This window comes from Frankia sp. AvcI1 (genome assembly GCF_001420875.1).
Lineage (GTDB): Bacteria > Actinomycetota > Actinomycetes > Frankiales > Frankiaceae > Frankia > Frankia alni.
Map to the genome: position 1 here is coordinate 51,149 of NZ_LJFZ01000001.1, position 11,903 is coordinate 63,051.

An 11,903-nucleotide genomic window follows, 5' to 3' on the forward strand; every position below is an offset into this window, starting at 1 on the left:
CCCGCTCACACCGGCCTGNTCGAACGTCGCCATCTCCGCCAGGGTCGCCTGCGCGGCGCGGACCAGCGGCACCGCGAGCAGGGCTCCGGTGCCCTCGCCCAGGCGCAGCCCGGCGTCGATCAGCGGCGTCAGCCCGAGCGCGCCGAGCGCGATCGCCTGCGCCGGCTCGGGGGAGCGGGTGCCCGCCACCCACCACTGCCGGGCGCCCGGCGCGACGCGTTCGGCCGCCAGCGCCGCGGCGCAGACGATCACACCGTCGAGGACGACCGGGGTGCGCCGCACGGCGGCCTGCACCAGCAGGCCGGCGAGCGCCAGCAGGTCTGCCCCGCCGACGACCCGCAGCAGGGACAGCGCGTTGCCGGCGAACGGCCGCCCGCGCCGCATGGCATCCCGGATCGCGGCCGTCTTCACCATCCAGCGGCGGTCGTCGATGCCCGTGCCCCGCCCGACCACCTCGATGGGCTCGCGATCGGCCAGCAGCGCGACGATGGTCGCCGCGGGGGTCGTGTTCCCGATCCCCATCTCGCCGGGGACGAGCAGGTCCGCACCGGCGTCGATCTCCTCGTCCGCGATGAGCCGGCCCACGGCGAACGCCCGCTCGGCCTCGGCCACGCTCAACGCGTCCGTCCGGTCGATCCGCCCGCTTGAGCGCCGCACCCGGTAGCGGTCGGGCGGCGCGGTGCCGTCGACCCCGCCCACGGTGGTGGGCCGTGGGCTGTCCACGGCGACGTCGACGACCCGCACGCCGGCCCCGACCTGGCGGGCGAGGACGTTGACCGCCGCCCCGCCGGCGGCGAAGTTCGCCACCATCTGGGCCGTCACGTCGCTGGGAAACGCGGACACGCCGATCTCGGCGATGCCGTGGTCGCCCGCGACCACGATCGCCCGGACGCGCTCGAAGGGCCGCGGGGGACAGGTTCCCTGCACCCCGGCGAGCCAGATCGACAGCTCCTCGAGCCGGCCGAGCGCGCCGGGCGGCTTGGTCAGCTCGCCCTGCCGGCGCCGGGCCGCCGCCATCGCGTCGCTGTCCAGCACCGGGACGACGGGAACGACGCCGCTAGCGTCATGGGAATCCACGAGGTCCTTACTACCTGATCGGTCTCGAGGAGCCGGCACCCCGTCTCCACTACGGCAGGCCACGCGGCGACGGCCGGGCGGCGGCCGGGCGGCGCGGCGGCGGCGGCCGGGNGGCGCGGCGGAGCGGACAGCGCGGCGGAGCGGACAGCGCGGCGGGCGGCGGATGCGAACAGCGGAGTCGATCGGATACGTTGCGAGATGTGGCGTTCCCGGTTGATCCGTTCCCGGAACGTGTTCGGGTACCCGGCTCGGGGTCGGCCGGCGGTGGGCTGCCGGTCCAGCGCGAACGGCGGGTGTTCCTGAGCCATACCGCGGAGCTGCGCCGGTTCCCACGGGAGCGGTCGTTCGTCGCCGCCGCCGAGCGGGCCGTCGCGTTGGCGGGCGACCGGGTGATCGACATGGAGTACTTCGGTGCCCGGGACGCAGATCCCGCCGACTTCTGCGTGCGGACGGTCCTTTCCTCCGACGTCTACCTGGGACTCATCGGATTTCGGTACGGCTCGCTGGTGACCAACCAGCCCGAGACGTCCTACACCGAGCTGGAGTTCGACACGGCCACCCGGGCCGGGATGCCCCGCCTGGTGTTCCTGCTGGACTATCTCGCCGAGGTTCCCTTCGGTGAGTTCGTCGACGAGGACCACGCGGAACGCCAGAAGGCGTTCCGTGGCCGGCTGCGCGAGTCCGGCATCATCACAGCCGACTTTCGCAGCGCCGGCGATCTGGAGACGGCCGTCCTCGACGCCCTGGTGAAGCTGCGGGAGAGCCAACGGCGCGTGGTCCGCACGGGCGGTACCGGGCTGGATCCGGCCGGCGGCGTCGCGGGCATCCCGGGCGGGGGCGGTCGGCGCAGGCCGTGGATGCTCCCCGGCGACCGGGACGACTCCGTGCCCCGCCCCGCGCTTACCGCGGCCGTGCTCGCCGAGGTGCTCGCGAGCGCGGCGGGCGGGGCCCGTCTTGTCGCTGTCCGTGAGCCCGTCGTGCTGCACGGCACCGGCGGGATGGGGAAGACCACGCTGACCCGCGCGGTTTGCCGGCAGGCGGAGATCGCCGAGACGTTCGGCGGCGGGCTACTCTGGGTCACGATCGGGGAGACACTGGACGGCGCCCGGCTCGCGGAACGGATCAACGATCTCAGCGAGGCGCTCAGCGGCGTCCGGCCGACCCTCGCCGATCCGGAGCAGGCCGGCTTCCATCTCGGGACGCTGCTCGGTGACGAGTCCCGGCTGCTGGTCGTCGACGACGTGTGGAACCCCACCCAGTTGCAGCCGTTTCTGCTGGGCGGGGCGGGCACCGTCCGACTCGTCACCACCCGGCTGCGTGACCTCGTGCCCCGGGCGCGGATGATCGAGATCCAGGCAATGCTCCCCGCCGAGGCCATGACGCTGCTGCTGCGCGACCTCGGCACGCAGGCGCCGGAGGCGGCCGAACGGCTGCTGGGGGTGACCGGACGCTGGCCGGTGCTGGTGCGCCTGGTCAACCGCGCGCTCGTGCGGCATGTCCGCGACGGCATGAGCCTGCCCCGGGCCGCCGAGCGGGTGCTGCGCCGGATGCGCCGGCGCGGTCCGACCGGGCTCGACGTCACCCGCGCGGCGCAGCGATCCGAGGCCGTCGAGGCCACGCTGGCGGCCAGCCTCGGCCTGCTGACCGGGCACCGCCTGGAGCGCTACCTGGAACTCGCGGTCTTCCCCGAGGACGTCGAGATCCCGCGCCGGGTGCTCGACGCCTACTGGGGGACCACCGGCGATCTCGATCCGGACGAGGTCGACGACCTCTGCCAGGANCTGGCGGATCTTTCCCTGGTCGTCGCCTACCGCAGGTCGCCGCCCTCGCTGCTGCTGCAGGACGTGCTGCGCACCTACCTGCGGGCCCGGGTCGGCGAGGAGCGGCTGCGCGAGTTCGAGGCCGTGCTCTGCGACGCGCTGCGCGACACCTTCCTGCCCGCCCCGGCCGCGGCGCCGGCCTCGGTCCCGGCCTCGGCGCCGGGGGCGTCGGGCGCGCCCTGGTGGCTGCTGCCGGAGTCCGCCGACTACGCGTGGACCCACCTCGTCGGCCATCTCGTCGGCGCGGGCCGGACGGCCGAGGTCGCCGCGCTGGTCGGGGATCTGCGCTGGACGCTGGCCAAGCTGCAACGCCCGCAGCTCGGCCCGGTCGCCGTCCAGGCCGACCTCGCCCTGGCGGCGACCGTCCTGCCGGACGATCCGGTACTCGCCGCCCTGCGCCGCGCGATCCTGCGCAACGCCCACCTGCTGGCCCCGACCGACCCGCCGGCCTCCCTCGGCGCGGTCCTGCTCAGCCGCCTCGACGGCAGCCCCGAACTCGACGACGCCCGGTCCGCCCTCGCGCCCCACGTCGCCCTGCCCCGGCTGACCAACCGGTGGTCGCGTCCGGACCAGCCGCATCCGGCCCTGCGGCGCACGTTCGGCGGCCATCGTCGCTGGGTCGACGGGCTCGCCGTCGCCCCCGACGGGCGGATGTTGGCCTCCGCGGGTCGGGACGGCACCGTGCGGCTGTGGGAGGTGCCGGACGGGCGGGGCCAGGCGGTGCTGACGGGCCACGACGGCGAGGTGCTCGGCTGCGCGTTCGCGCCGGACGGCCGCACGGTCGCCTCTGCCGGGGCGGACGGCACGGTGCGGACCTGGGCGGTGCCGCGGGTGTGGGACGACGGATCCGCGGTGTGGACGGGCGGGTTGCCGGCGGACGGGTCATCAGCGGGCGGGTCGTCGGCGGACAGGTCGTCGGCGGACAGGTTGCCGGTGGGCGGGTCGTGGCCGGGCGGGCCAGGGGAGCCCGATCCGGCGGTACCCCCGCGCCGGGCGGCCCCGTCACAGGTGCGACGCGGGCACGTCGGGAGCGTCACCGCCTGTGCGTTCGGCCCGGACGGTGACGTCGTCCTCTCGGTCGGCGAGGACGGGAGCCTGCGCTGGTGGGATGCGCGCGGCGCGGCCTGCCTGCTCGCGGTCACCGTCGCCGACGTACCGCTGCGCTGCTGCGTCCCGGCCCCGGACGGGGGCTGGATCGCTGTCGCCGGGGAGGACGGTGTGATCCGCATCGTCGACCCGTCGACCGGGGCGCCGACGATGACCCTCACCGGCCATCGCGGGCCCGTCCTGGCGCTGGTCGTCGCGCCGGACCGGAGCTGGCTGGGATCGTCGGGGCAGGACGGCACGTTCCGTCGATGGTCGATGCCCGCGGGCCACCGGATCGGAATGCTCCGGGAGGCCTCGGGGGCGATCCGTGGCGCCGCGGTCGGCCCGGACAGCCGGCTGGTGGCGACCACGAGCCGGGATGACGTGATCCGGCTGTGGGACGTGTCGGCGGACGGTCACCGGGCCGATCTGTCGGGGGCGGTGGGCAGCCGCACCTGCGTTCTCTCACCGGACGGGACCTGGGCGGCCGCCGCGGACCGGTACGGCGTGATCCGGGTGTGGGCCACCGACGTCGACCTGCCGAAACCGTCCGCCGGCGGCCGGGATGAGCCGATGAAGGGCTGCGCCGTCGTGGACTCCCGCGAGCCGGGCGTCGCGCCGCGGGTCGTCGCCTACTCCGACGACGGCACCGCCGCCGCCTGGGACCTGGCGACCGGCGAGCGCACCGGCACCGCCATCGCCGGCGCTGTGGAGATGGCCCGCGGCGCCGAGGTGAGTCCCGACGGAGCCTGGGTGCTCGTGCCCGAGACGCTCACCNCCCTGCGTCGGTGGGATCCGGTGACGGGCGCCGTCGCGGCGACGCTGACGGCCGACGCCGAGATCACCTGCTTCGCCCTCGACCCCACCGGCACCTGGGCGGTCGCCACCTGCATGGACGGGACGCTTCGGCGGTGGGACATCGCGAGCGGACACCCGTCGCCGACGGCGTCGCAGGTGGGGAGGGCGTCACCGGTGGGGACGGCGTCCACGGGGCATCCGGACGGCCCGCCGGGTGTGCCGGCCGGGACGGCGCACCGGGGGGCCGCACTGGCCTGCGCCATCAGCCCGGACGGCCGCTGGGTGGCCTCGGGCGGGCGGGATCGCGGCGTGCGGCTGTGGGAGGCGGCGACCCTCCGGCTGCGCCGGGAGTTCACCGGGCACACCGGCGAGATCCTCGGCGTCGCCTTCTCGCCCGGAGGCGAGCTGCTGGTCACCGCCGCGTCGGACCACACGGCGCGGGTATGGCGTGTCGACGACGGCGCCCCGGTTGTGACGCTGACCGGGCACGTGCACACCGTCCGGGCGGCGCGGTTCTCGCCGGACGGGGCCTGGTTGGCCACCGCAGGTGGCGACGGCGCGCTGCGGATCTGGGACGCGGCGACCTGGCGCTGCGTCGCCATGATGCGCTTCGACGGNGGCGCCCGCGCCTGCACGTGGCTCCCGCCCGCCCTCGGCCGCGGCCTCGTCATGGCCGGCTCGGCCGGACTGTTCCGCTACGACCTCGACCTCGACGGGTGAGACTCGCGGACGGATCCGCCGGCGTGCCGGCGTGCCGGCGTGCCGGCGTGCCCCGACGCCAGCGCGCGACTTGTCTGTAGGGGTGGCCTGTGATCAGGCTTTGGGTCGAAGCCGGATCGCGGTGCCCGCCACGACCTGCCAGACCTCGTCGGAGGCGGCGGCGAGCTCGGCGTTGAGGCGGCCGAGCGCGTCGCGGAACCGGCGACCGTCGGCCGTCGCCGGCACCACTCCGGAGCCGACCTCGTCGGTCACCGCCACGACGCGGCGCGCGGTGTGCCGCCACGCCTCGACCAGCTCGCCCGCCCGCCTCGCCAGCTCCGCCGGGTCATCGAGCAGTGCGGCCACCCACAGCCCGACGCCGTCGACGAGCAGCGGCGGACCCGGCGAGCGCAGCAGCGGCGCCAGGTCGAGGGTCTCCACGGTCGTCCACGCCGCCGGACGGCGCTCGCGGTGCGCGGCGATCCGCGCCGACCACTCGGCGTCGGTGGGGTCCGGGGGCGCGGAGGTGGCGACGTACACCACTGCCGGCTCGGCGAGCAGCCGGCGTTCCGCCTCGGCGGACTTCCCCGACCGGGCCCCACCGGTGATCAGGACCCGGTGCGGCGCCGGCGTCCCGGTGGAGCCGGTGGGGCCGGCGGGGCGTGAGTGGGGCGCGAGGTCGAGGACGGTGCCGTCGCCGGGAGCCTGCGCGCCGAGCAGGGCGAGCCGGCGGGCCAGCTCGTCGCCAGGCGGGTTGCGGTGGCTGAGGTGGACGGCGAGCACCCGGGTGCCGTCGACGACGGCGCCGCGGCGGCGCAGCTCCGCGACGAGTTCGGCGAAGGAGTCGAGATCGAGGTGCTCACCGAAACCGGGCCGGTCGCCGTTGTTCTCCTCCAGCAGCACCACGTCGTACGCCCGGCCGGTCACCGCGGCGAGCGTTGCCGCTGGCAGCGGCGCGGCGGTGTCGCAGCCGTAGAGCAGCCGGCCGCCGTCGGGCGCGGTGACGTCGTAGAGCACCGCGGGGCCGATGCTCGCGTCGCCGTGCCGGGCGGCCAGCGGGCGCACCAGGTACGCGGCGTCACCCTCGCCGAGGCGCAGCGGATCGCCGTCCGGTGAGTCGTCGCCGTCCGGTGCGTCGTCGCCGGCCGTCGCCGGGACGAATCGCAGGGCGGAGCCCTCCCGGGTCGGGTCGGCGCCCTCCCACCGGGTCAGGAACGCGCGGCACACCGCCAGCGCCGCGGGCGGCCCGACGACGTCGAGTGGCCGACCGGCGGCGGACGACCACGACCGCCACATCAGGCTCTCCGGGCCGAGGTGGTCGGGATGCGCGTGGCTGATCAGCAGATGGCGCAGGCCGGAGAGTCGGACCCCGAGCCGGGCGGCGGTCCGCGGCACGTCGGGCCCGCAGTCGATGAGCAGGGCGTCGTCGACGAGGACGGCGGTCTGCCCGCGGACCTCGTTCTGGCGCGCCCAGGCGCAGGACGCGCAGTCGCACCACGGATTCGGCCAGCCGTCCGCCGAACCCGTGCCGAGCAGCGTTACCCGCACCGCCGCCGCGCCCGGATCACACGTGCGGGTGGCGCTTGCGCTCCCACCGGGTCATCAGCGCGAGCACCGCCGCCAGCAGAAAGATGGCCACGAAGGTGACGATCACGGCAGNCCACCAGGTCAGGGGCGGATCGTGCTCCGCGGACTCGGCGGCGAAGGCTGCGGCGTTGTAGACGGTCGTTCCCACGCGGGTTGTTCCTCCTCGACGGATGTACCGGACTCGACCGGATGGACCGGATGTGCGCTCGACGTCGCACGTCGTTCCGTGTCCTGTCGAGGCCGACGTTACCGGCGTCGAGGACATCCTGACGCGGGTGTCCGCCTGCGCGCCAGTGGCGTGCGGCACCGAGCCAGNCGTCCGCTCGGCCGATTCCCCGGGGAGCATCGGCCCCTGGCGAGGGTGACCACGGGCGGCACGCTGATCCGCGGCGCCGCGCCGACGAGGGGCACACGGTTGGATGGGTCCACCGGTCGACCGATCGGCGATCGCGCACGGCGGCCGGCCGACTCGGGCCGCCCCGGAGAAGGGACCCACGCATGACCTGGACCTGGCGTTACGAGGGCGACGACGGAGCGATCGTCACGGTCGGCGGTGCGTCGAGCTCCGAATCCTTCACCAGCCAGGGCGACGCCGAGACCTGGCTCGGGGAGACCTGGCGCGACCTGCTCGCCGCGGGCGTCCTCCAGGTCACCCTGCTCGACGCCGGACGCCGCATCTACGGCCCGATGAGCCTGCGCCCGGTCACCTGATCCGTGCCGCGTCCCGACCTCCCCGATGCCGGCCTGCTCACGGCACGTGGTGGGNCAGCAGGCGGTGGCCGGTACCTGGTGGCCGGTGATGCTGCCTGCCATCGATGGAACCGGGCCGATGGCGCGGCGCGGTTCCGCGGAACCGCATGCTGGCCGGGGCCGGGATTGGGACGCGTGGCGCGGTTTCGCGCGCCGCGCCGATCCCCGACCGGCGTCGCCCGCGAGCTCGGCGTCGCCAGACACGCGCTCTCGTTCCCCATCGCGGAGAAGAGCGCTGTGAGCGCCTCAGATGGTCGGCCCGGGAGGGAGAGCGTGTCGCCCGGACGAAACCTGGTCGCCGAGATCCCGAACAGATGCGAGGCGTGCCCAGTCGTTGTTGCGGACCAGCATGCACCAAAGGCCTGCGGCGCGGCCGACGGTGGGACCGTCAGGAACCTCTCTGCCGTCGATCGTCGCTACGGCGTCGACTGCGGCCCTGGCGGCTTGTTCGGGGTCGGGGTGGCGGCGGTGAACAGACGCGCGCGCGAGTGCGAGATGTGTACCGGCGGTCGACCTGTATCGCCCGCTGTGGGCCAGCATCGTCAGTGATCTTCTGGCGTGTGGTTCAGCTTCCTCGCCCGCGCCGAGGTAACCGAGGATGACAGCACTGAACGCCTCGTACGTTTCGTCATCGATGGGTGAGAGGCCCGGCACCTGCTTGCCCGTCCAGATGTTCTCGCCCATGGTTCGCAGGGCGGAGCGCGCTTCGTCCTGCCGCCCGGCAAGGGCGAAGGCGCGGGCCTGTGCGCAGGCCAGCATCGGAACGATGTACGGGTGTGCGCGTGCTTGCGCCTGCACGGCGATGTCTGCAGCAGTGTCGAACTCGCGACCGAAGAAGGCCACGGCTGAACGCATGGCGGCCTCGGATCCGGCGAGGAGAGGATCGCCGGCTGCCCTGGCATGCCGCCCGGAGCGGGTTGACAGGCTCTGGCTAACGTTGTTAGCTAGCGGTGTGGCTAACGGTGTTAGCCGCATTGTCGACCCGGAGGTGTGGATCCATGAGCGAGCAGCGTGATCAGGCGTCGTCCCGTGCCGGCGGGGCGCATTACCTCGCGCCCGGCTGGTTCACCCGTAATGTGGCCAACCGCCTGGTGGCGCTGGTAACCCGGGCCGGGGTGAGCGTGCTGGGCAGCCGGGTGNTGGAGGTGCGCGGGCGGGCCAGCGGCCAGCCGCGGCGGACCCCGGTGAACCTGCTGACCTACGAGGGGCGGCAGTACCTGGTGTCGGCGCGCGGCCATGGGCAGTGGGTCCGCAACGTCCGCGCCGCGGGTGGTGAGCTGTCTTTGCTGNGGGGGCGCTCGCGTACGCTCTACCACGCCGACGAGCTGGACCCGGCGGACAGTGTCGCCGTGCTGCGGGCCTACCNGAAGCGATGGAAGGCCGAGGTCGGCGCCTTCTTCGATGGGATCGGGCCCGACTCCACCGACGAGGAGATCCGCCGGATCGCCCCTCGCCATCCGGTCTTCACGCTGACCGCGCGCTGACCCTTCGTGGCGTCGCCCCGGCGCCGCGGGAGAGATCGGCACGGGCGCGCGAGAGAGGGACGGGACGGATGGGGACGCCGCAGGGTTCGGGTGGGCTGCCGCTGGCGCCCGTCGCGCCCCGGCCCGCACTGGCGCCGCCCTCGCCGCGGCTCGGCGAGATCATCGCGGTCGCGCGGGAGGTGCTGGAGAAGGAGGGCGCGGCGGCGCTGACGATGCGCCGGCTCGGCGAGCTGCTGGGCATCCGCGCGCCCTCGCTGTACAAGCACCTCGCCGGCAAGAACCAGCTGGAGGCCAGGCTGGTCGACGCCGCCCTGGTCGAGATCGGCGACCTGCTGCACGGTGTCGTCGACCGCGCCGACGCCGCGAGCGTGCTCGGCGACCTGCTGGCCGCCTACCGCGCCCACGCCCGCGCGCATCCGAACCTCTACCGCCTGGTCACCTCCGGCCCGCTACGCCGCGACCAGCTCACCGCGGGGGTGGAGGACTGGGCGGGCGAGCCGTTCTACCGGGCCACGGGGGAGCCCTACCTCGCGCAGGCGCTGTGGGCGGCGGCGCACGGCACGGTCATCCTCGAACTGGACGGCCGGTACCTGCCGGGCTCCGACCTGGATCGGACCTGGGCCGCGCTGACCGCGGCGTTCGGTCGACCCGTCGACGGCGCCTGATCCCGCTCCCGTCGCGTCCCGCCCGCCCGCGGCGGCGGAGGAGGCCGGGCCGCAGCCGAGGAGGCCGGGCCGCAGCCGAGGGCGTCGGGCCGCCAGCCGCTCAGCGGCCCAGCCGGCTGTTCAGGGCGGCGCCCTCGGCGAGCTCGCGGCGCAGCACCGCGCGGGCGATCTGGATCCCGGCCCGCTCGATCCCCGGCCGGGGCGCCGCCGCGGGCTCGGCGGGACCGGCGCGCAGCAGGCGTTTGGTCGCCGCCACCGCGGGCGCCGGGAAGGCGGCGATGCGCGCGGCGAGCTCGCCGGTCACAGCGTCGAGGTCGGCGTCGGGGCAGCGGCGGATCGCCAGGCCATACTCGACGGCCTCGGCGCTGCTCAGCCAGCGCGAGGTGAACAGCAGCTCGGCGGCCCGCTGGGCGCCGACCGCCCGCGGCAGCAGCACCGAGCTCATCGCCTCGGGCACCGTCCCCAGCTCGGTGAACGGTGCCCGCAGCCGCGCCGACTCCGCGACCACCACCAGGTCGCAGTGCAGCAGCATCGTCATCCCCAGGCCGACGGCCGGCCCGCGGACCCCCGCGACGAGCGGCTTGGCCAGGCCGGCCAGGGCGAGGACGAGCGCCTCGAAGTCGGCGACGAGCCGGCCGCGGTCGGTGCCGGGAAGCTCGGTGAGGTCCGCGCCGGCGCAGAACGCCCGCCCGGCGCCGGTGAGCACGACCACCGCCACCGCCTCGTCGCCGTCCGCCGCCACCAGCGCCGCCCGCAGCGCCCGGTAGGAGTCCGCGGTCAGGGCGTTGAGCCGGTGGGGACGGTTCAACGTGAGCCACCGGACCGGTCCGGCGTCGCGGGTCAGGACGTGCTCACCCGCGGCCGGCGGGGGTAACTCGGCTTCGTCGGAGGTCGGGTCGGCGNCACTCACCGGTCACCTCGATCGGGTTCGGCGGCGGCCTCAGCCGCGCTGGATGACGTCGGCGAGCACGTCGTCGATCCGCTTGAGCAGGGCCGGGTCGAGGGTCACCCCGGCGGCCCTGACGTTCTCCCGTACCTGCTCCGGCCGGGAGGCGCCGATGATCGCCGAGGCGACGTTGTCGTTCTGGAGCACCCAGGCGACGGCGAGCTGGGCCATGCTGAGGTCGGCGTCCGCGGCGATCGGGCGCAGGTCCTGCACCGCGGTCAGGACNTCGTCGTTGAGCAGCCGGGAGATGAACCTCTCTCCGGTGCCGCCGGTGGCGCGGCTGCCNCTCGGCGGCGGCTGACCGGGCAGGTACTTGCCGGTCANCACGCCCTGCGCGATCGGCGACCAGACGATCTGGGAGATGCCGGCCTTCTCGCTGGCGGGCACGACGTCCGCCTCGATGGTGCGCCACAGCATCGAGTACTGCGGCTGGTTGGAGATGATCCGGTCCAGCCCCAGCTCGCCGGCGATCCGCACGGCGTCGGTGATCTGCTCGGCGGACCACTCCGAGACCCCGATGTAGAGCACCTTGCCGGCGCGGACCAGGTCGTCGAAGGCCCGCAGCGTCTCCTCCAGCGGCACCGTCGGGTCGTACCGGTGCGCCTGGTAGACGTCGAGATGGTCGGTGCGCAGCCGGCGCAGCGAGGCGTGGGCGGACTCGATGATGTGCTTGCGGCCGAGGCCNTTGTCGTTCTCGCCGGGGCCGGTCGGCCAGTAGACCTTGGTGAACAGCTCGTAGGACTCCCGGCGGACGCCCTGGAGAGCGTCGCCCAGCACGGCCTCGGCGCGGGTGCCCGCGTACACGTCCGCGGTGTCGAAGGTCGTGATGCCCTCGTCGAGGGCGGNGCGCACGCAGGCCGTCGCCGCGTCCGCCTCGATCTGATCACCGTGGGTGATCCAGTTTCCGTAGGAGATCTCGCTGACGGACAGGCCGCTGCGCCCCAGGCGCCGATGCTTCACATCACAAACCTACGACGGCGTCCGCCCACCC

General features: G+C 74.9%; 8 protein-coding genes and 10 pseudogenes. 9 read left to right on the top strand and 9 right to left on the bottom strand.

Annotated elements, in window-relative coordinates:
- Positions 1-19: 19 nt before the first annotated feature.
- Positions 20-1,077, bottom strand: a pseudogene (cobT, locus tag UK94_RS00220) (nicotinate-nucleotide--dimethylbenzimidazole phosphoribosyltransferase); the annotation flags it as partial.
- Between the two features lie 293 nt (positions 1,078-1,370).
- Between cobT and UK94_RS35185 the strand changes: the two are divergent.
- The 3 genes and pseudogenes from UK94_RS35185 to UK94_RS35195 form a co-directional block, all read left to right on the top strand.
- Positions 1,371-2,857: NB-ARC domain-containing protein (locus tag UK94_RS35185; RefSeq protein WP_235485961.1), on the top strand; the 1,487-nt coding region annotated here is incomplete at its 3' end.
- A 124-nt stretch (positions 2,858-2,981) separates the two neighbouring features.
- Positions 2,982-4,760 (top strand): WD40 repeat domain-containing protein (locus UK94_RS35190; RefSeq protein ID WP_313949433.1); only part of this gene is annotated, 1,779 nt, incomplete at its 3' end.
- A 21-nt stretch (positions 4,761-4,781) separates the two neighbouring features.
- Positions 4,782-5,398, top strand: a pseudogene (locus UK94_RS35195) (hypothetical protein); the annotation flags it as partial.
- Between the two features lie 196 nt (positions 5,399-5,594).
- Here UK94_RS35195 and UK94_RS00230 read toward each other — a convergent pair.
- Complete coding sequence (locus UK94_RS00230; protein WP_055748225.1) at positions 5,595-7,028, bottom strand: bifunctional adenosylcobinamide kinase/adenosylcobinamide-phosphate guanylyltransferase; 1,434 nt, start codon at positions 7,026-7,028, stop codon at positions 5,595-5,597.
- A gap of 537 nt (positions 7,029-7,565) precedes the next feature.
- On the opposite strand from UK94_RS00230, the gene UK94_RS00235 reads away from it, so the two are divergent.
- Complete coding sequence (locus UK94_RS00235; protein WP_011606242.1) at positions 7,566-7,778, top strand: hypothetical protein; 213 nt, start codon at positions 7,566-7,568, stop codon at positions 7,776-7,778.
- A gap of 285 nt (positions 7,779-8,063) precedes the next feature.
- On the opposite strand, the gene UK94_RS00240 is transcribed toward UK94_RS00235, so the two are convergent.
- Entirely contained in the window at positions 8,064-8,672 is a 609-nt protein-coding gene (locus UK94_RS00240; RefSeq protein ID WP_235485963.1) for a hypothetical protein, read from the bottom strand.
- A gap of 143 nt (positions 8,673-8,815) precedes the next feature.
- On the opposite strand from UK94_RS00240, the pseudogene UK94_RS35200 reads away from it, so the two are divergent.
- The 5 genes and pseudogenes from UK94_RS35200 to UK94_RS00250 all read left to right on the top strand — a co-directional run.
- A pseudogene (locus UK94_RS35200) lies at positions 8,816-8,956 on the top strand (nitroreductase family deazaflavin-dependent oxidoreductase); the annotation flags it as partial.
- 1 nt (position 8,957) lies between these two features.
- A pseudogene (locus UK94_RS35205) lies at positions 8,958-9,106 on the top strand (nitroreductase/quinone reductase family protein); the annotation flags it as partial.
- A 1-nt stretch (position 9,107) separates the two neighbouring features.
- A pseudogene (locus UK94_RS35210) lies at positions 9,108-9,182 on the top strand (nitroreductase family deazaflavin-dependent oxidoreductase); the annotation flags it as partial.
- A 1-nt stretch (position 9,183) separates the two neighbouring features.
- Positions 9,184-9,301, top strand: a pseudogene (locus tag UK94_RS35215) (nitroreductase family deazaflavin-dependent oxidoreductase); the annotation flags it as partial.
- 68 nt (positions 9,302-9,369) lie between these two features.
- On the top strand, positions 9,370-9,966 hold the full coding sequence (locus UK94_RS00250) for a TetR/AcrR family transcriptional regulator (RefSeq protein ID WP_011606239.1): 597 nt from the start codon (positions 9,370-9,372) through the stop codon (positions 9,964-9,966).
- A gap of 100 nt (positions 9,967-10,066) precedes the next feature.
- Here the strand turns inward: UK94_RS00250 and UK94_RS00255 are convergent, their stop codons facing one another.
- The 6 genes and pseudogenes from UK94_RS00255 to UK94_RS35245 form a co-directional block, all read right to left on the bottom strand.
- Positions 10,067-10,810 (bottom strand): enoyl-CoA hydratase-related protein, encoded by a 744-nt coding sequence (locus UK94_RS00255; RefSeq protein ID WP_268761171.1) that lies wholly within the window; start codon positions 10,808-10,810, stop codon positions 10,067-10,069.
- A gap of 96 nt (positions 10,811-10,906) precedes the next feature.
- The coding region (locus UK94_RS35220) for an aldo/keto reductase (RefSeq protein WP_235485965.1) at positions 10,907-11,137 on the bottom strand (231 nt) is incomplete at its 5' end.
- A gap of 1 nt (position 11,138) precedes the next feature.
- Positions 11,139-11,197: pseudogene (locus UK94_RS35225) on the bottom strand (hypothetical protein); the annotation flags it as partial.
- Positions 11,198-11,236: 39 nt separating this feature from the next.
- A pseudogene (locus UK94_RS35235) lies at positions 11,237-11,596 on the bottom strand (aldo/keto reductase); the annotation flags it as partial.
- A 1-nt stretch (position 11,597) separates the two neighbouring features.
- Positions 11,598-11,757 (bottom strand): annotated as a pseudogene (locus UK94_RS35240) (aldo/keto reductase); the annotation flags it as partial.
- 1 nt (position 11,758) lies between these two features.
- Positions 11,759-11,872 (bottom strand): annotated as a pseudogene (locus UK94_RS35245) (aldo/keto reductase); the annotation flags it as partial.
- Between the last annotated feature and the right edge of the window lie 31 nt (positions 11,873-11,903).

Bases quoted from the DNA above. Each gene is read 5' to 3' on its own strand.
- UK94_RS00235 (WP_011606242.1), top strand. From the start codon at position 7,566: ATGACCTGGACCTGGCGTTACGAGGGCGACGACGGAGCGATCGTCACG.
- UK94_RS00240 (WP_235485963.1), bottom strand. From the start codon at position 8,672: ATGCGTTCAGCCGTGGCCTTCTTCGGTCGCGAGTTCGACACTGCTGCA.
- UK94_RS00250 (WP_011606239.1), top strand. From the start codon at position 9,370: ATGGGGACGCCGCAGGGTTCGGGTGGGCTGCCGCTGGCGCCCGTCGCG.